This window comes from Brachybacterium halotolerans subsp. kimchii (genome assembly GCF_020792675.1).
In the GTDB taxonomy this organism is placed as follows: domain Bacteria; phylum Actinomycetota; class Actinomycetes; order Actinomycetales; family Dermabacteraceae; genus Brachybacterium; species Brachybacterium halotolerans.
The window spans coordinates 500,816-518,941 of record NZ_CP086254.1; the positions used below are offsets into that span (position 1 = coordinate 500,816).

18 protein-coding genes are annotated in these 18,126 nt (G+C 72.8%); 8 read left to right on the forward strand and 10 right to left on the reverse strand.

The annotated features are described in order from the left end of the window. Nucleotides 1-36 precede the first annotated feature (36 nt). The 4 genes from Bra3105_RS02305 to Bra3105_RS02320 are packed head-to-tail and all read left to right on the forward strand — an operon-like array spanning nucleotide 37 to nucleotide 3,884. Nucleotides 37-804, forward strand: coding sequence for an amidohydrolase family protein (locus tag Bra3105_RS02305; RefSeq protein ID WP_228358440.1), 768 nt, complete (start codon nucleotides 37-39; stop codon nucleotides 802-804). Beyond that, nucleotides 804-2,468 carry an apolipoprotein N-acyltransferase gene (lnt, locus tag Bra3105_RS02310; RefSeq protein ID WP_228358441.1) on the forward strand — a complete coding sequence of 555 codons (1,665 nt, stop codon included), beginning with the start codon at nucleotides 804-806 and terminating at the stop codon, nucleotides 2,466-2,468. The genes Bra3105_RS02305 and lnt overlap by 1 nt, the downstream gene beginning before the upstream one ends. Next, a complete protein-coding gene (locus Bra3105_RS02315) occupies nucleotides 2,465-3,250 on the forward strand; it encodes a polyprenol monophosphomannose synthase (protein WP_228358442.1) in 786 nt (261 codons plus the stop codon). Before lnt ends, Bra3105_RS02315 begins: the two co-directional genes overlap by 4 nt. 4 nt (nucleotides 3,251-3,254) lie before the next feature. Further along, entirely contained in the window at nucleotides 3,255-3,884 is a 630-nt protein-coding gene (locus Bra3105_RS02320) for an FxsA family protein (RefSeq protein ID WP_228358443.1), read from the forward strand. A gap of 120 nt (nucleotides 3,885-4,004) precedes the next feature. Here the strand turns inward: Bra3105_RS02320 and Bra3105_RS02325 are convergent, their stop codons facing one another. From Bra3105_RS02325 to Bra3105_RS02345, 5 genes are all read right to left on the reverse strand, one after another. After that, nucleotides 4,005-4,355, reverse strand: a complete 351-nt coding sequence (locus Bra3105_RS02325; RefSeq protein WP_228358444.1) for an RNA polymerase-binding protein RbpA — start codon at nucleotides 4,353-4,355, stop codon at nucleotides 4,005-4,007. A gap of 110 nt (nucleotides 4,356-4,465) precedes the next feature. Further along, entirely contained in the window at nucleotides 4,466-5,287 is an 822-nt protein-coding gene (locus Bra3105_RS02330; RefSeq protein ID WP_228358445.1) for a glycerophosphodiester phosphodiesterase family protein, read from the reverse strand. Then, a complete protein-coding gene (locus tag Bra3105_RS02335) occupies nucleotides 5,259-6,191 on the reverse strand; it encodes an SURF1 family cytochrome oxidase biogenesis protein (protein ID WP_228358446.1) in 933 nt (310 codons plus the stop codon). Before Bra3105_RS02335 ends, Bra3105_RS02330 begins: the two co-directional genes overlap by 29 nt. Continuing rightward, a complete protein-coding gene (locus Bra3105_RS02340; protein WP_228358447.1) occupies nucleotides 6,188-6,709 on the reverse strand; it encodes a hypothetical protein in 522 nt (173 codons plus the stop codon). Before Bra3105_RS02340 ends, Bra3105_RS02335 begins: the two co-directional genes overlap by 4 nt. Further along, nucleotides 6,706-8,373, reverse strand: a complete 1,668-nt coding sequence (locus Bra3105_RS02345) for a hypothetical protein (protein WP_228358448.1) — start codon at nucleotides 8,371-8,373, stop codon at nucleotides 6,706-6,708. The genes Bra3105_RS02340 and Bra3105_RS02345 overlap by 4 nt, the downstream gene beginning before the upstream one ends. Nucleotides 8,374-8,528: 155 nt before the next feature. Here Bra3105_RS02345 and Bra3105_RS02350 point away from each other — a divergent pair, with 155 nt between their 5' ends. Further along, nucleotides 8,529-9,254 carry a beta-ketoacyl-ACP reductase gene (locus Bra3105_RS02350; protein ID WP_228358449.1) on the forward strand — a complete coding sequence of 242 codons (726 nt, stop codon included), beginning with the start codon at nucleotides 8,529-8,531 and terminating at the stop codon, nucleotides 9,252-9,254. A gap of 79 nt (nucleotides 9,255-9,333) precedes the next feature. Then, complete coding sequence (locus Bra3105_RS02355; protein WP_200500696.1) at nucleotides 9,334-9,855, forward strand: SixA phosphatase family protein; 522 nt, start codon at nucleotides 9,334-9,336, stop codon at nucleotides 9,853-9,855. Nucleotides 9,856-9,880: 25 nt separating this feature from the next. Here Bra3105_RS02355 and serB read toward each other — a convergent pair whose 3' ends face one another. Together serB and glgC are read right to left on the reverse strand one after the other, a co-directional pair. After that, nucleotides 9,881-10,597, reverse strand: a complete 717-nt coding sequence (gene serB / locus Bra3105_RS02360) for a phosphoserine phosphatase SerB (RefSeq protein ID WP_228358450.1) — start codon at nucleotides 10,595-10,597, stop codon at nucleotides 9,881-9,883. Between the two features lie 81 nt (nucleotides 10,598-10,678). Continuing rightward, nucleotides 10,679-11,917: a glucose-1-phosphate adenylyltransferase gene (gene glgC / locus Bra3105_RS02365; RefSeq protein WP_228358451.1), complete on the reverse strand. Its 1,239-nt coding sequence runs from the start codon at nucleotides 11,915-11,917 to the stop codon at nucleotides 10,679-10,681. 146 nt (nucleotides 11,918-12,063) lie between these two features. Here glgC and glgA point away from each other — a divergent pair, with 146 nt between their 5' ends. After that, nucleotides 12,064-13,266 (forward strand): glycogen synthase, encoded by a 1,203-nt coding sequence (gene glgA, locus Bra3105_RS02370; RefSeq protein WP_228358452.1) that lies wholly within the window; start codon nucleotides 12,064-12,066, stop codon nucleotides 13,264-13,266. A gap of 43 nt (nucleotides 13,267-13,309) precedes the next feature. Here the strand turns inward: glgA and Bra3105_RS02375 are convergent, their stop codons facing one another. Genes Bra3105_RS02375 through Bra3105_RS02385 form a run of 3 tightly spaced genes read right to left on the reverse strand, consistent with a single transcriptional unit; the run spans nucleotide 13,310 to nucleotide 17,137 of the window. After that, the gene (locus Bra3105_RS02375) at nucleotides 13,310-14,116 is read right to left on the reverse strand and encodes an Rv1486c family protein (RefSeq protein ID WP_228358453.1); all 807 of its coding nucleotides are present in this window, start codon (nucleotides 14,114-14,116) and stop codon (nucleotides 13,310-13,312) included. Beyond that, a complete protein-coding gene (locus Bra3105_RS02380; protein ID WP_228358454.1) occupies nucleotides 14,113-15,699 on the reverse strand; it encodes an RNB domain-containing ribonuclease in 1,587 nt (528 codons plus the stop codon). The genes Bra3105_RS02375 and Bra3105_RS02380 overlap by 4 nt, the downstream gene beginning before the upstream one ends. A gap of 43 nt (nucleotides 15,700-15,742) precedes the next feature. Beyond that, nucleotides 15,743-17,137, reverse strand: a complete 1,395-nt coding sequence (locus Bra3105_RS02385) for a cation:dicarboxylate symporter family transporter (RefSeq protein ID WP_228358455.1) — start codon at nucleotides 17,135-17,137, stop codon at nucleotides 15,743-15,745. A gap of 196 nt (nucleotides 17,138-17,333) precedes the next feature. Here Bra3105_RS02385 and Bra3105_RS02390 point away from each other — a divergent pair, with 196 nt between their 5' ends. Then, on the forward strand, nucleotides 17,334-18,125 hold the full coding sequence (locus Bra3105_RS02390; RefSeq protein ID WP_200500690.1) for an ABC transporter ATP-binding protein: 792 nt from the start codon (nucleotides 17,334-17,336) through the stop codon (nucleotides 18,123-18,125). Nucleotide 18,126 lies beyond the last annotated feature (1 nt).

Genomic DNA, 18,126 nt, shown 5'->3' on the forward strand with positions numbered 1-18,126 from the left:
CCCTCTCTCACCACGTCCGCAAGGAGGACCCCGGTCATGACCGCGCCCGGCACCGATGCCCCGTCGACCTCCGCGCAGGACGATGTGCTCTTCACCGGCGTCGTCGTCTACTCCACGCAGGATCCGGAGGCCTCCGCCGTCCTCGTCTCCGGGGGAGTGGTGGCCTGGATCGGGCCGACGGAGACCGCCGAGGGACTCCACCCCGGTGCGCGCCGCATCGACGCGACCGGCTGCCTGCTCACGCCCGGATTCGTCGACTGCCTGCCCACGGCCGACGGCGCCGCCGTCGACGATGCCTGGCGCGCGTCCGCGGCCTCCCGCGGCATCACCGGAGCGGCCCCCGGGAGCGCGGGGATCCGCGAGGGCATGCGCGTGCTGAGCCCCGTCGCCGAGCCGCTGCCCCTCAAGGACCTCAGCGCGCAGGGCGTCCCGCTCGCCTTCGGCTCGCTCGGGGCCGAGGACACCCTGGACCCGTGGAGCTGGGTGCGCGCCGCCGCCCACGGCGGGGATCCCGCCCAGCGCATCAGCGACCGGGCGGCGTTCCTCGCCTCCACGCGCGCCGGCCTGCGGCTGCTGGACGTGCCCCATCCCGGCGCTCTGAACCTCGGCGTCGAGGCGACGCTCGTGGTGTGGGAGCCCTGGGACTTCACCGTCCATTCCTCGGACATCCGCACCAACGCCTGGTCCGTCGACCCCCGCTCGCGCACCCCCATGCTCCCCGACCTCACCGCGGGCGCACCGCGGGCGCTGCGCACGCTCGTGCGCGGGGAGATCGTCCACGACGTGCCGGGGGCCCTCGGCTGATGACACGGACCACGAGCGGGGCCCGCGGCGCCCAGCCGGCGGTGCGGCGCGGAGCGCGCACCCCGCGGGACCAGGTGGCGCCCACGCCCGTGCTCGCAGCGCTCGTGCTGGGGGTCCTCGGCGGCGTCGGCGCCCTCGCCGCCTTCCCGCCCCACGACCTGTGGATGCTGCTGCCCTTCGCGATCGCGGCCCTGAACGCGTGCGTGCTCACGCGGCGCTGGCACGTCGCGGCCCTGGCCTCCCTGCTCTGGGGCCTGGCCTTCTTCGTCCCCCTCACCATCTGGGCGAAGACCTACGCCGGCTCCGCCCCGTGGCTCGCCCTCGGCGCCTTCGAGGCCCTGTACATCGTCGTCTACGGGCTCGCCGCGCGCGCCGTGCTCGTGCGCCGCGGCATCGGCCTCGGCTCCGGGATCGTGCTGGCCGCACTCTGGGTGGCCGTCGAGACCCTGCGCTCGACCTTCCCCTGGGGCGGACTGTCCTGGGGCTCGGTCGCCTTCGCCCTCAGCGACTCGCCGCTGCTGAACCTCGGCCCGTGGATCGGCACCGCGGGCCTGTCCTTCGTGGTCGCCCTGCTCGGGCAGTTCCTGTGCGGGGGAGCGCTCGCCCTGCTGGGACGGCGCCATCGCGGCGTGCGAGGGCTCAGCGGGGTGTGGCCGATGGCGACCGTCGTCGGCGTCGTCATCGGCACCATGGTGGTCCCGCTGCCCAAGAACCCCGCCCCGTCGGACGACGGCTCGATGACCGTCGCGGGCGTCCAGGGCAATGTGCCGCCCATCGACCCGGAGAGCCTCGCCATGCCCTCCGAGATCTTCCCGAACCAGCTCACGGCGACGGCCGACGCCGTCCAGCAGGTGCGCGAGGACGGCGGGCAGCTGGACCTCGTGGTCTGGCCCGAGGACTCCACCGGCTGGGACCCGCGCGCGGACGCCTCCCGCGGCCAGGCGATCACCGCCGCCGCGCAGGACGCCCAGGCGCCGATCATCGTCGGCACCCAGACCCCCACGGACGACGGCGGCCGGTACAACAACTCCCTGCTGTGGACCACGGACGGCACCGTCGCCGGCGTCTACGCCAAGCGCCACCCGGTGCCCTTCGGCGAGTACATCCCCTACCGCTCGTTCTTCCGCACCCTGAGCGACAAGGTCGACCTCGTCTCCTCGGACATGAAGGCGGGCACGCAGCCGGGCGTCTTCGACGTCGACGGCCACGGCGTGGGCGTGCTCATCTGCTTCGAGATCGCCTACCAGAACCTCGTGGACGACGTCGTGGACGACGGCGCCCAGATGATCGTCGTGCAGTCCAACAACGCCCTGTTCGGCGACTCCGACGAGGCGATCCAGCAGGTCGCCGAGGCGAAGGTGTTCGCGGTCGTCAGCGGCCGCAGCGTCGTGCACGTCTCGACCGTCGGCCAGAGCGCGATCTTCACCCCCGAGGGCCGCACCCTGGACTACCAGGACCACTGGACGCAGGGATCGGTGATCGGCGAGGTGCCGCTGCGCACCGGGATCACGCCCGCCGTCGCGGCCGGCCGCTGGCCCGAGATCGTGCCCTCCGCCCTCGCGGTCGCCGGGCTCCTGTTCGCGGGTGCCGGCGGACGCCGGGCCGTCGCCCCCGCGGTCCGTCGGCGAGACCGCGTCGCCGCCCGCGGCGGAGGCTCCCGATGACCCCCCGCGTCCTCGTCGTGATCCCGACCTACGACGAGCGCGAGACGCTCCCCTCGACCCTCGCGCGCCTGCGCGCGGCCGTCCCGGACGCGCACGTGCTCGTGGTCGACGACGCCTCCCCGGACGGCACCGGCGAACTCGCCGAGTCCCTCGCGCAGGACGATCCGCAGGTCGACGTCCTCCACCGCGCAGGCAAGGAGGGCCTCGGCCCCGCCTACCTCGCGGGGTTCCGCTGGGGGCTCGAGCGCGGCACCGAGGTGCTCGTGGAGATGGACGCCGACGCCTCCCACCGTCCCGAGCAGCTCCCGCGCCTTCTCGACGCGGTCGAGGGCGGGGCGGACCTCGCGATCGGCTCGCGCTGGGTGCCGGGCGGACGCGTCCACGACTGGCCGCTGCGCCGCCTGCTGCTCTCGCGCGCCGCGAACGTCTACACGCGCCTCGCCCTGGGGCTGCGGGTGCACGACGCCACCGCGGGCTTCCGCGCCTATCGCGCCCCGCTCGCGCGGGTCCTGGTCGATGCCGGGCCGGCGTCCCAGGGCTACTGCTTCCAGGTCGACATGACGCGGCGCTCCGTCGCGCGCGGTGCGGTCGTCCGCGAGGTCCCGATCGACTTCGACGAGCGCACCGAGGGCGCGAGCAAGATGAGCTCGGCGATCGTGCGCGAGGCGCTCGTGAGGGTCACCTGGTGGGGAGCGCAGCGACGTTCCCAGCAGCTCCTCACCCTGCTCCGATACCCTGGTCACCACGCATCACGTGAGAGTTCGCTCCCGTCCGGCAGGTGATCCCATGAGCTCCACCTTCTCGTCTCCCAGCAGTTCCTCGTCCAGCGGCCGCTCGTCCAGCGGGGCCTCGTCCGCCGGCTCGTCGACCGGCGCATCGCAGGGCCGTCCGCCGTCGGGCCGGCGCTCTCGGCTCGCCCCGCTGCTGCCCTACGCGGCGCTCGCGCTGGGCATCGTGGAGATCGCGCTGCTGATCCTCATCGGCGTGAGGTCCTCGCTGTGGTGGTCGCTGCTCATCATCGTCGTCGGCTGGATCGTGGGCGTCGCCCTCCTGATCGCGGCGGGCCAGCAGTCCTTCTCCCGCGCGCGCTCCCTGTGGCGGGCCCTGCGCGGCACGGGGGACGTGCAGAAGCACCTCAGCCGCCCGGCGTTCACGATGCTGGCCGCCGCCTGCTTCTTCTTCCCGGGCATCCTCACGGACATCGTCGGGATCATCCTGCTGCTGACGCCCGTCCAGCGCCGCACGGTCGAGGGACTGGGGCTCTCCGGGGGAGGGGACGCCGCGCATCGCGTCCTCTTCCGGCGCAGCTCGGGAGGGGTGATCGACGGCGAGATCGTGGTGACGCCGCAGAAGCCCTCCGGCGGCTCCTCGTCGGGCCAGTCTCCGGACGGACCGCCGCTGATCACCCAGGACTGAGGCGCCGCAGCGCCGCACCGCACAGGAGAAGGGCCCCGCAGCCGTCGATGACGGTCGCGGGGCCCTTCTCATGCGGTGCCGGCTGGGTGATCGCAGCCGCCGGGCGCGCAGGCCCGTGGGTCAGAGGTTCCGGCGCTGGTGCAGCTTGCCGGCGTGCAGGAGATCGAGGCGCTGGTCGAGGAGCACCTGCAGGTCCTCCTCGCTGCGGCGCTCGAGGAGCATGTCCCAGTGGGTGCGCTGGGGCTTGCCCGGCTTCTCCTCGGGCTTCTCGTGGTCGCGCAGGACGGCTGTGTTGCCGCAGCGGCACTCCCAGATCGCCGGGACGTCGGCCTCGACGGAGAAGGGGAGGATGATCGTGTGGCCATTGGGGCAGTCGTAGACGGCGTCCTGGCGCGGGGCGGCGAGGACGTTCTCGTCGGTCTCCATGCTGAAGGATCCGAGGCGGGTTCCTCGCAGGCTGCGGCTGTTCATCCGATGGTGCCTTCCTGACGGTTCCGGGGGCGGCGGTCGCGCGCGCACTGCGGCGCGACAGTGACCAGAACGTCCCGTGCGCACGGAACATTCCCGAGCCGCGGCGTGGGTCACATCACGTCGCCGGCCGGCGGCTCCGTCCCGTCGAGCAGGGCGCTCAGGCGATCGACGCGATTGGTGATGATGCCGTCGACGCCGATCGCGAGCAGCTCCCGCATCCGGGCGGTCCCGTCGATCGTCCACACCTGCACCTCGCAGCCGGCGCGGTGGGCGGCGGCGACGTTCGCGGGGGTGACGATGCGCAGCACCGACTGGGAGACGGGCACCTGCAGGGCGCCATAGGGGCGCAGCAGGGCACGCAGCGCGGGATCGGGCAGCTCGAGCGCCCGGGCGAGGACGAAGCCCGCGATCACCTCGCGCGACGGGCTGCGCACGGGAGTCACCCCGGTCGCGCTCCGCACCGCGCGCACGGCGTGCGAGGCGACGGAGCCGCGGAAGCTCGTCACGCACACGCGCCCCGCGGCGCCGGTGCGGGCGATCGCCTCGACCGCGGGGCCGACGGCCGCCTCGTCCTTGACGTCGATGTTCACCGGGACGTCCGGGAAGCTCCCGAGCACGTCCTCGAGGCGGGCGAGCGGCTCCTCCCCGGCCACCCTGATGCCCTCGAGGTCGCTCTCGTGCAGGACGTCGATGCTCCGGGGGTCGCCCGCGATGCGCGTGAGGTCGGGGTCGTGCACGGCGAGGGCGATCCCGTCGGCCGTGGCCCGGGTGTCGGTCTCGAGCATGTCGGCGCCGGCATCGAGCGCGTCGGAGAACGAGCGCAGGGTGTTCTCCGCGCCGTCGAGCGCGAGCCCGCGGTGGGCGATGCGCCGCGGCCGCGGCCCCGGCAGGAACCGTCCGTGCTCAGCGGCGTCCGTGATCCAGGAGCTCATCCTCTTCCTCCTCGTCCTGTGTGCGCGGGCGCGCCCTGCGCAGCTCGGCGGAGGCGGCGCGCGGGGCGACGGGCGCTGCCTCCCGTGTGGTCTCCGCACTCCCGCTCCGGGTCCCGTCCGTCGCCTCGTCGTCGGCCTCCCCGCCGTCCTCGTCGAGGATCTGGCGGCGCGTGCGCACCACGAGTGCGATGGGGAAGAAGGCCGCGAACAGCCACCACTGCACGGCGTAGGACAGATGCGGGCCGAGGCTCGTATCGGGCTCCTCGAGGACGTGCGGCATCGGGCTGACCGACGGGTCCTCCGAGACCAGCTCGCCGAAGGCCCCCGTGTAGACGCTGCCGCCGAGATCTGGGAGCTCGGGCGCGATCGCGCTGGGGGTGACGGTCTGGACCTGGCCCGGGGGATTTCGCCGGTTCGCCAGGGTCGGCTCGACCACGCGCATGCGCACCACGATGGTGGTGCGGCCCTCGGGCACGGGGGGTTGGCTCGCGGGCGTGGACGAGGTCTCGGCCCCGTCCACCCACCCGCGCACGACGAGCAGCGTGCCCTGGTCGGTCGTGAAGGGGACGAGCTGCCAGAAGCCCACGGAGTCCGAGAGCGGGCGGTTGCGCACCCAGAGCAGGCAGTCGGGCTCGGTGCAGTACTTGCCGGTCAGCTCGACCTGCTTCCAGCGGTCGGAGGAGGCCAGCGGCGTGCCGGGGGAGGGGAGCACCTGGTCCAGTCCCACGGGCGAGGCGCTGTAGTTGGTCTCGATGACGTCGGCGTTCTCGCGCTTGCCCTCGAAGCGGTGCCACTGCCAGAAGCCGAGGCCGATGCAGACGGCGGCGGCGAGGACGACGCCGAGCACGGCGCCCAGGGCGTCGCGAGTGCAGAGGCGACGCAAGATCTTCAGGGCCATTCTCATGCGGCGGTCGTGACCTCGGCGAGGGACGTCGGGGCCGTGGGGGCGGCCGGCGCGGCGGACAGGGACGACGCAGGCAGGGACGTCGCGGGCAGGGAATCGGTCGCGTACTGCATGAGCTGCACGAAGAGCACCGCAGTGCCGGCGGCGATCAGCAGTCCGACCACGGTCGCCACGATCGTCATGCCCAGGCGCAGGCGGGGCCGTGCGCGGCGCTCGGCCGGCTCCGGGAAGCCGTAGTCCTCGTGCTCGAGCTGGTTCTCCGACCAGATCCCGGGGTTCATGACGGTCACGGGGTAGCTGGGGATGCGGCGACGCACGCGGGCGCCGCTCGCGGGGACGTCCTCGGACAGGAGCAGAGGGCCGTCCTCGGCGCCCCCGGCCCGCGCCCGGTCCATCCAGACCCGCCAGCCGGCGGGGACCCGGCCCCAGCGGGGGTCGGGGCGCCACCCCTCCGGCGGGAGCCAGCCGTCCTCGGGCGGCTCCGGCCAGTGGGGTGGCGGATTGAAGGACGAGGTCACTTCTTGATGTCCCAGCTGTAGGTGTCGCTTCCGGAGTCCATGACGAGCTTGTTGCCGCCCGCGCGCTTCACCGCGAAGAGCATCGTCATGGAGTACTCGTCCCCTTCGGAGAACTCGTACGGGCTGTTGCCCTCGATCCCGGAGTTCTTGAGTGAGTAGGTGTTCGAGTCGGACTGGACCTTCCCGCCGTACGGGGTCTCCACGGAGTAGTCCCAGTTCGCCCAGTCCATCGTGCCCTCGGTGACCTCCAGATGTGTGGTCACCACGAGGTACGGGCCGTACTTCGCGTCATCGATCTCATACTTCGCGTCCAGGTCCTCGGCGTTCTTCCACTCCATGGACACCTGGACCTTGCCCTTGCCCTCGGGGCCGACGACGTCGATCTCCTTCGCCGACGGGTCGACGGTGGGCAGCACGGACGGGGTGACGGTGGGCTCGGCGTCCTCGCTCGCGGACTCGGACTGCGAGGGATCCTCGGAGGTCGCGTCCTGGCTGGTGGTCGCGCCGGCCGAGGGGCTCGGATCGTCCGAGCCGCCGAGCGCGCGGACCGCGAAGATGCCTGCGAGGACGACTACGATCGCGAGCACGACCAGCACGATGCAGCCGATCCACCAGAAGCGCGCGATGACGCCCTTCTTCGCGGGCTCCGCGGCGCTCGGCACCGTGGACCACTGGGCCTGCGGATCGCTCGCGGGGCCCGGATCCGGCGATCCGTAGGCCCCGGCCGACGCGGGCCCGTAGGCCGGCGACCCCTGGCCCTGAGCCGCGCCTCCCTGGTCGTACGCCGGCGCGGCCTGGGAGCCGTATCCCTGCTCGCCGTACCCCTGGGCCTCGTATCCCTGGGCCGCGTATCCCTGGCCCTGCTGATCCTGAGCGCCATATCCCTGCGAGCCATAGCCCTGAGCCTGCTGGTCCTGGGCACCGTAGCCCTGTGCGGGCGACGCCTGGCTGTACCCTTGCGTGTCCTGACCGTAGCCCTGCGCGGGCGACGCCGGGCCGTACCCCTGCTCCGCATGGTCCTGGGCGCCATAGGCCTGCGCCGCCGGGGAGGCCTGGCCGTCCTGGGCGGCCTCCCCGTACGCGGGGGCGGCCGGCGGCTGCTGGCCGTCCGCGGATCCCGGCTGCTCGGTGGCAGGGTCCTGAGTCTCGGGCGCAGAGGGCGCAGAGGGCGCGGAGGGCTCTCCGGCGTCCGCCGGGGCCTGATCAGCCGCGTCGTTCTCGCGCTCGGCGCTCTCGTACGGCGCCGAGCTGGCGAGCGCTGCCGAGGTCTCCTCCTCGCTCGGACCCGTGTACACGGCGGTCTCGGGGGACGACGCGGCCTCGGGCTCCGTGCCCGCAGTCCTGTCGTCGCCCTGCTCCGGGGCAGCATCCTGCTCCGGCACGGCACCCTGCTCCGGCGCGGCACCCTGCTCCGGATCCGCGCCCCGCTCCGACGGGAGGTCCGACGCGGACGACGTGCCCGAGACCCGCGTCGCGTCGTCGTCGAGCGCGGACTGCTCCGGGGCGTCCTGACCGGTCGGGGTCTGCGGCGCATCGTCGGCGACCCAGAAGTTCCAGCCCTCGGGAGCCGGCCCCCAGGCGGGGTCGGGCTGCCATCCCGGCGGCGGCGTCCAGCCCTCCTCGTCGATCGGCCAGTTCGGCGGGGGGTTGAAGCGGTAAGCCATCAGGGAGGAACCTTCCGGAAGGGATGCTGTACGTCCTGCCGGGACCGCGTGTGGCGGATCCCCGTGCACTGGTCCCTACGTATGCTAGAGCACCGGCCGTCCTCGGCCGCCCCGCGCATCCGCAGAGCATCCCAGCACAGCAAGGAGCACCACGCATGTCCCTCGAGAGCACGGAACCCCGCAGCGTCCTCATCACCGGCGGGAACCGCGGCATCGGCCGCGCGATCGCCGAGGAGTTCGTGCGCCGCGGAGACCGCGTGGCGATCACCTCGCGCTCGGGCCAGGAGGGCCCCGAGGGCACGCTCACCGTGACCGCGGACATCACCGACGGCGACTCGCTCGACGCCGCCGTGAAGCAGGCCGAGACCGAGCACGGCCCCATCGAGGTGCTCGTGGCGAACGCCGGCATGACCGACGACCAGCTGCTGCTGCGCATGAGCGACGAGTCCTTCGAGAAGGTCATCGACACGAACCTCACGGGCTCCTTCCGCACCGTGAAGCGCGTCATCAAGTCGATGATGCGCAGGAAGAAGGGCCGCATCGTCCTCATCAGCTCCGTGGTCGCTCAGCTCGGCTCGCCGGGACAGGTGAACTACGCGGCGTCCAAGGCCGGCCTGCTGGGCATCGCCCGCTCGATCACGCGCGAGCTCGGTTCGCGCGGGATCACGGCGAACGTCGTCGCCCCCGGGTACATCGCGACCGACATGACCGACGCGCTGCCCGAGGACCTGCAGAAGAACTACCTCTCGCAGATCCCCGCCGGGCGCTTCGCCGAGCCCGCCGAGGTCGCCCGCGTGACCGCCTTCCTCGCGAGCGACGACGCGTCCTACATCTCCGGCGCCGTCGTGCCTGTCGACGGCGGCCTGGGCATGGGACACTGAGTCCCGCAGCGACCGTGCGTCCGGCGCCCCTGCGACCCCTGCCACCGGACACCCCAGACAGAAGGCGTGACTCGACCCGATGCCCTCCGACCCCGACAGTCGCCTGCTCCTGCTCATGCGCCACGGCAAAGCGGACAGCGCGCAGGATCCGGATCATGAGCGGGAGCTGACAGACCGCGGCCGCACGCAGGCCCGGATGACCGGCGAGTACCTCGAGTCGCAGGGCGTGCGGCCCACGCGCGTGCTCGTCTCCGACGCGGTCCGCACGCGGGAGACCTGGGAGTGCGTGCTCGCCTCGATGCCCGGCTTCGACGGCACCGTGGACTTCCTCCCGGAGATCTACGAGGGCGGGCCTGCGGAGGTGCTGGACCTCGTCCGCGCCACCGACGACGCCGAGCACGTGGTGATGGTCATCGGCCACGAGCCGACCATGGCCTCGCTCACGCACGGCCTGGCCGCGGAGGACTCCGACCCCGGATCCGTCGCCCAGACGAGGATCGGCCTTCCCACCGGCGCGCTCTGCGTGCTCTCGGGCAGCGTCCCGCACTGGTCGGACCTGGGGGAGGAGTCCCTCACGCTGCACACCGTCGTCCGCAGCTGAGGAGCCGGGAGCCGCACCGGGCCGTTCAGGCGCGCTCGAGGACCCTCTCGAGGTGCGGCCACACGTCGAGCAGGCTCTCACCCTCCAGGTGGACGTCGGCGACCTCGACGAGGGCGGGCTTGCCCCGGAAGGCGATGCCGATGCCGGCGGCGCGCACCATGGGCGCGTCGTTCGCGCCGTCGCCGACGGCGACCGTCCGCTCGATCGGGACGCCGTGGCGCGCCGCGAGCTCCTCGAGGGTGCGGCGCTTGGTCTGCGCGTCGACGATCGGCCCGCTCACGCCTCCGGTGAGGCGGCCGTCGCGGATCTCGAAGCGGTTCGCGAGCACGTGGTCGATCCCGGCCGAGGCGGCGAGCTCGTCGATCGCCTCGTGGAATCCGCCGGAGACGAGCGCCGTCACCACGCCCGCCGCGCGGCAGCGCTCCACCAGCTCGAGCGCGCCGGGGGTGGGCACGAGCGCGGCGCGGACCTCGGCGAGCACGCTCACGGGGAGCCCGGCGAGCGTCGCGACGCGCGCGTGCAGGGACTGGGTGAAGTCCATCTCGCCGCGCATCGCGCGCGTGGTGACCTCCGCGACCTGCGCGCGGGTGCCGGCGTGCTCGGCCACCAGCTCGATGACCTCCTGGGTGAGGAAGGTCGAGTCGACGTCGCTGACCAGCAGCGCCCGCGCGGGCGCGTGCTGGTCAGGGCCCTGGTCAGCGGGGGCCGACGGGGTCGTGGGGATCTCGGGGGACTCGTTCAACGCTCTCCTCGGTCTCGTCGGGCTCGGTCCCGTCGGCCGCTCCATGCGACCCCGGCCGGCGCTCGGCGCGGACCGTCGGGATCACGACGGGGTGATGACGACTCCCTTGCCGATCACGGTGAGACCGGACTCGGTGACGTGGAAGCCGCGGGCGCGGTCCTTCTCGGCGTCCAGCCCGATCTGCGTGCGGGGCGGGATCACCACATTCTTGTCGATGATCGCCCGGTGGACCTGGCAGTGCCTGCCCACCGAGACGCCGTCCATGAGCACCGAGTCGGAGACGCTCGACCACGAGTGCAGGCGCACCCCGGGGGAGAGCACCGAGTTCGAGACCTGGGCACCGGAGACGACCACCCCGGGCGAGACGATCGAGTCGACCGCCGAGCCCACGCGGCCCGGCCCGGCGTGCACGAACTTGGCCGGCGGCACGTTGCGGGTGCCCGCGAAGGTCGCCCACTTCTCGTTGTAGAGGTTGAAGACCGGGTGGATCGAGATGAGGTCCATGTGGGCCTCGTAGAAGGCATCGAGCGTGCCGACGTCGCGCCAGTAGTCGCGGTCGCGGTCGGTCGAGCCGGGCACGTCGTTGCGGATGAAGTCGTAGACGCCCGCCTCGCCCTGGTCGACGAAGAAGGGGACGATGTCCCCACCCATGTCATGGGCCGAATCGGGGTTCTCCGAGTCCTTGGTCACGGCCTCCACGAGCGCATCGGCCGTGAAGACGTAGTTGCCCATGGAGGCCAGGACCTGGCTGGGGTCGTCGGCGAGCCCGGCGGTCTCCTTCGGCTTCTCGACGAAGCGGGAGATGACCTCGGGCGAGGCCGGATCGGTCTCGATCACGCCGAACTGGTCCGACTCCTCGAGGGGCTGGCGGATCGCGGCGACCGTGCAGGCCTTCCCGGAGGCGATGTGGGCATCGACCATCTGCGAGAAGTCCATGCGGTACACGTGGTCCGCGCCCACGACCACCACGTAGTCCGGCTTCTCCTCCTCGATGAGGTTCAGGGACTGGTAGATCGCGTCGGCGCTGCCGCGGTACCAGTGCTTGCCCATGCGCTGCTGGGCGGGCACCGGCGCCACGTAGTTCCCCAGCAGGGAGCTCATCCGCCAGGTCGAGGCGATGTGCTTGTCGAGCGAGTGCGACTTGTACTGGGTGAGCACGACGATGCGCAGGTACCCGGAGTTGACGATGTTGGACAGGGCGAAATCGATGAGCCGGTAGATGCCCCCGAACGGGACGGCCGGCTTCGCACGATCGAGGGTCAGCGGCATCAGCCGCTTGCCCTCGCCCCCGGCAAGAACGATGGCGAGCACGGTAGACATGAACCGAGCATAATGCCCATGTGGGGGCACTCACACACCGGACCGCCGATCGTCCCGTCGCCCCCGGTCGGAACGTCCCACGGACCACTGCGTCCCACCGACCGACCCGCCCTGCAGACCATCGCCCCGCAGACCAGGAGGAGCCCATGCGCGTCGACCTGTTGACCAAGGAGTACCCGCCGGAGATCTACGGGGGAGCGGGCGTGCACGTCGCCGAGCTCACCCGGGTGCTGCGCGAGCACGTCGAGGTCCAGGTGCGCTGCTTCGGCGCGCCGCGCGAGGAGGCGGACACCACCGCCTACGAGGCGCCCGCGGACCTCGAGGGAGCGAACTCGGCTCTGCGAACGATGGGCACGGACCTGCCGATGGCCTCGGACTGCGCGGGCACGGACCTCGTGCACTCCCACACCTGGTACGCGAACTTCGCGGGCCACCTCGCCTCCCTGCTCCACGGGGTGCCCCACGTGCTGAGCGCCCACTCGCTCGAGCCGCTGCGCCCGTGGAAGGCCGAGCAGCTGGGCGGCGGCTACGCGCTGAGCTCCTTCGTCGAGCGCACGGCCTACGAGGGCGCCGCCGGCATCATCGCGGTCTCCGCCGGCATGCGCGCGGACATCCTCCGCTCCTACCCCGGCGTCGATCCCGCGAAGGTCCACGTCGTGCACAACGGGATCGACATCGACACCTGGCAGCCGAATCCCTCGACAGACGCCCTGACCTCCCGGGGGATCGACCCCGAGGCGCCGACGATCGTGTTCGTGGGCCGGATCACCCGCCAGAAGGGCCTGCCGTACTTCCTGCGCGCGGTGCGCGAGCTGCCGCCGGAGGCCCAGGTCGTGCTGTGCGCGGGGGCTCCGGACACCCCGGAGATCTCCGCCGAGGTCGACTCCCTGGTCTCCGAGCTGCAGTCCACCCGCGAGGGCGTGCACCTGATCTCCGAGATGCTCCCGCGCGACGAGCTCACCCAGATCCTCAGCCACGCGACGACCTTCGTGTGCCCGAGCATCTACGAGCCGCTGGGCATCGTGAACCTCGAGGCGATGGCCTGCGGGATCCCGGTGGTCGCGAGCGCGACGGGCGGCATCCCCGAGGTCGTGGTCGACGGGGAGACCGGGTACCTGGTGCCCCTCGAGCAGGTGCAGGACGGCACCGGCACGCCGCTCGACCCCGAGCGCTTCGTCGCCGACCTCGCGGCCACCCTCACCCGCATGATCGGCGACCCCGAGCGCGCCCGTGAGATGGGTGCGGCCTCGCGCCGCCGCGCGGCGGAGCACTTCTCCTGGACGGCGATCGCCGAGCGCACCCTCGAGGTCTACGAGACGGTGCTCCGGGAGCACGCGGCGCGGAGCTGATCCGCCGTCCCGGCCGTGCCCGTCGTCTCCGTCGGGCGGCGGCTCAGCCGAGCTCGTCGGCGATCACGAGGCCGACGGTCTCCGTGAGCGCCTCGCGCGCCCCGTCTCGCAGATCGCGCAGCACCTCGCGGCGCTCGGACTCCTCGCCGAGGCCGCGGGCGAGCACGGATCCGGTCTCGAGCTCCTGATCGGCCAGCAGCAGGGTGCGCGCGGCGAGCGTCAGCAGATGCTCGGCCGCGGGCCCGACGTGCCGCGGCAGGGGCACGGAGGTCCAGGTCGCCGGCACCGCCTGCAGCGCGATCGCCTCCTCGGGCACCAGGTCGAGCTCGACCGTGCCCGAGGCCGCGCGCTGCAGGGACCGCAGGAACTGGTCGCGCGCGCCACCGGCGCTCGGCACCGGTGCCGGGGCGCCCCCGCGCGCGGGGATCCGCCGCCAGGAGACGAGGGTCCCGCGCGTGCCGTCCGGTCCGAGCGCATCGGTGAGCGGCACGAGCGTGTGGTCGGCCATCCCGGCCGCGCTCACCACGATCGCCTGCTCCGCCTCGAGGGCTGAGGCGACGGCCTCGGGCGGGCCGACGAGCCCCGCGATCCGCCCGGCCACCGGGAGCACGAGGTGGACCTGGGCGAGCGGCAGGCGGCGCAGAGACGTCATCCAGTCGAAGAGGTCCTCGCCGCCCCCGGTGGTCTGCCGGTGCCCGCTGCCCTGGGAGAGCACCGCGGCGTCGTCGGGGCCGATGTCCCCGCGCAGGTAGGCGGCGCTCCACAGCACGAGCGCCGCGGCGCGCGGCAGGGCGAGGGCGTCGGGATCGGGGCGCGCGCCGGTCTCGTCGTGCTCGGGCAGGGAGCTCATGACGCGGACTCCTCGACGGGCACGAACCGCGCGCCGGCTCCCGCCACGTCGACCGACTCGAGCCGGACGCGCAGGGAACCGCCGAGCTCGCCGTCGGCCTCGACCCAGGCCGTGACGGGCGGATCCAGCAGCTGCACCTCGACGCGGACCGGGGACGTCCCGCCGCCCTTCTTCTCGTCGTCCTTCTTCGCGTCGTCCGTCTTCTCGTCGTCCGTCTTCTCGCCCCCGCGGCGGTCGATGATCGTCCCCTCGAAGGTCTCGCCGACGAGCCCGGCGAGCGCCGTGCGCTCGACGAGGTCCAGGGCGCGGCGCTCGAGGCTTCCCGCGACCGACCCCGTGGTCTGCATGATCTCGGGGAGCTGGGGGAGCGCCGCCGCGAGCGCGGGCGGCACCTCCTCGCCGCGCGCATGGTGCAGGCAGGTCAGCAGCACGAAGCGGTCGACGAGCCGGCGCAGGGGCGCGGTCGAGTGGGCATAGGGCGCGCCGAGCGCCGCCTGCTCGGTGTCCTCCGGGAGCTCGCCGGCGTGGGTGAAGGCCGCGTAGGCGGCGCCGCGGAACAGCGACGCGGCCTGGTTGAGCAGGGCGAGATGGCGGGGATCGTGCCAGTCGAGGGTGCGGAGGAAGGCGCCGTAGTCGAGGGCCTCGGACCAGGGCACGCCGAGCGCCGCGGCCTGCCGGCGGAAGCGCCCGACGTTCTCCTCGGGGGCCGGCGGCATCGTGCGCAGGATGCCCGCGCCCCCGCGGATCATGAGGTCGGCCGCGGCCATGCCGGTCATCAGCGAGATCTGCGCGTTCGCGTCCTCGATGGGCAGGATGCTGCGCCAGGCGAGGTGCACGCGGTCCCCGTCGGCCTCGACGTCCTGCTCGGGGATGTTCAGGCTCGCGCCGCCGCGCTCGGCCTCCTTCCGGGTGCGCAGGGCGCCGATCTCCTGCAGCAGGAGCATCATCGGGTGGCCGTCCCCGGCGTCGATCCCGTCCTGCACGGCCTCGTAGGCGAGCTTCTCGCGCGAGCGGACGACCGCCCGGCCCAGCGACGTCCCCGTGACCGTGCCGCTGCCGTCCAGGCGCAGGTCCCATACGAACGCGGGGGCCGCCTGGTCCGGCAGCAGCGAGGCGGCGCCCTCGGAGATCGTCGTCGGATGCAGGGGGATCCTGCGGTCGGGGAGGTAGACGGTCTCGCCGCGACGGCGGGCCTCGGCGTCGAGCACCGAGTCCAGGGCGACGAACAGGGGCACGTCGGCGATCGCGTAGCGCACCCGATAGCCGTCCTCCGTGCGCTCGAGGTGCATGGCCTGGTCGAGATCGGTCGAGGACGCCGGGTCGAGCGTCACGAAGGGGACGTCCGTCGCGTCCTCGTGGGCGTCGGCGCCCTCGCGCCAGGCGCCGGCGGCCGCCTCGGCCGCCGCGAGCACCTCGGCGGCCGAGGCGGCCGCCTCGGCCGCCGCGAGCACCTCGGCGGGGAACTCGACGCTCGGCGCGCCGTCGGCCGCGGCCTCGGCGAGCAGCCCGTCGATCGCGGCCGCGATCTCCGAGGCGGCGACGGAGCCCTTCGGGGCACGCAGGGACACGGGACGGTGGGGCACGGCGGCCTCCTGTTTCGCAGGGCCGGGATCGGGCCCGGTCAGTCTACGAGCGCCCGCCCTCCTCGGCGACGACGTGCTGGGCGTCCTCCGGCTCGATCTCGTCGGCCGAGACGAAGGGGATCCGGCCCGAGAGCACCTCGGTGACGCGCTCGCGGTCGATCGTCCGGGTGAGCGTGCCGATCACGACGGTCGCGATCGCGTTGCCCGCGAAGTTCGTGATCGCACGCGCCTCGGACATGAAGCGGTCGATGCCCACGATCACGGCGACGCCCGGCACCAGGTCCGCCCGGTGCGCCGCGAGGCCGCCCGCGAGCGTCGCGAGGCCGGCCCCCGAGACGCCGGCGGCGCCCTTCGAGGCGATGATCATGAACACCAGCAGGCCGATCTGCTGGGGGATCGTCATCGGCATCTTCATGGCGTCGGCCACGAAGATCGACGCCATGGTCAGGTAGATCGCGGTGCCGTCGAGGTTGAAGGAGTAGCCGGTGGGCACGACGATGCCGACGGTCGACTTCTTCACGCCCATGTGCTCCATCTTCGCCATCAGCGTGGGCAGCGCGGACTCCGAGGAGCTCGTGGCGACGATGAGGATGAACTCCTGGACCAGGTACTTCAGCAGCGAGAACACGTTCACGCGCGCCACGGCGAACAGCACCAGGCCGAGGATGCCGACCACGAAGATGATGCACGTGATGTAGAAGCCGATCATGAGCTTCACGAGCTCCCACACGGCGCCCACGCCCGAGGAGCCCACCACGGCCGACATCGCGCCGAACGCTCCGATCGGGGCGAGCCAGAGGATCATCATCAGCACGCGGAAGATGACGCGGCGCGCGATCTCGACGGCCTCGAGGGCGACCTCTGCGGTGCGCCCGCCCACGCCCTGGATGCCGAAGCCCACGAGCAGGGCCACGAGCAGCGCCTGCAGCACGGAGCCGTCGGTGAGGGAGCTGGCGAGGGTCTCGGGGATGATCGAGGCGACGAAGTCGGCGAGCCCGCCGGCCTCCTCGGCGTCCTTCACGTACTTGCTGACGTCGCCGTCGGTGGGGATCGTGAGTCCCTGGCCGGGCTGCAGGATGTTGCCCACGACCAGTCCGATCGCGAGGGCGAACGTGGACATGACGAGGAAGTAGACGAGGGCGAGGATGCCGATGCGGCCGACCGTCGCCGCGCTGCGCACCGAGCCGATCCCCAGCACGATCGTGCAGAAGATGATCGGCGCGATCATCATCTTGATGAGGGAGACGAAGAGGTCGCCGAGGATCTTGAACGAGGCGGCCGTGTCCGGCGCGATGAGACCGAAGGCGATGCCCGCGAGCACCGCGACGATCACGGCGATGTAGAGGAAGTGCGGGCTGACCCGTCGGCGCTTCGGAGCCGACGACTCCTGGCGGGGCATCGGGGCCGACGGGTCGGCGGCCGGGTCGGGATGTGCCATGGTGGCGCTCCTTCGCGTCGAGGGGGAGAGAGGGGTCGAGGGGATCGGCGCCGCGCACGGCGCCGCGACCCCGGGCACCCTACCGTCCCCCTCGCCGTGGCGCGCGGCTTCCCCGGAGATCGGGAAGGCGATCGGGCCGACGGCAGGGTCGGGTCGCTGCACGGGAGACGGCCCCGGAGCCGATAGGCTTTCAGCCATGTCCGAGGCTGCTGCACTCACCGATGTCGTCGTCCGCCGTGGCGGGAGGAACCTGCTGGACGGGCTCACCGTCAGCATCGGGGAGGGCGAGCGCTGGGTGGTGCTGGGCCCCAACGGGGCCGGCAAGTCGACGATGATCCGCCTGCTCGCCTCCCGCATGCACCCCACGTCCGGCACGGTCGAGCTGCTCGCCGAGCGCCTGGGCAGGATCGACGTCTTCGAGCTGCGCCCCCTCATCGGCCTCGCGAGCCAGGAGCTCGCCGACACCGTCCCCGGGCACGAGAAGGTGCTCGACGTGGTGGTGACCGCCGGCTACGGGGTCGTCGGCCGCTGGCGCGAGGAGTACGAGGACCTCGACCTCGACCGCGCGCGCACCCTTCTCGACGCCTTCGGCGTCCTCGACCTCGAGGGCCGCGCCTTCGGCACCCTCTCCACCGGGGAGCGCAAGCGCGTACTCTCCGCGCGCGCCCTCATGACCGACCCCGAGCTGCTGCTCCTGGACGAGCCCGCCTCGGGACTGGACCTGGGCGGCCGCGAGGAGCTCGTGCGGAACCTCGCGCGCCTCGCGAAGGACCCTGCGACCCCGGTGACCGTGCTGGTCACCCACCACGTCGAGGAGATCCCGCCCGGGTACACGCACGCCCTGCTGCTGCGCGACGGGAAGGCCGTCGCCGCCGGGCCGATCGACGAGACCCTCACCTCGCAGAACCTCACGCGCACCTTCGGGCTGCCGCTGGTGGTCGAGCGCCACGGCGAGCGCTTCAGCGCCCGTTCCGTGCAGCTGGACTGAG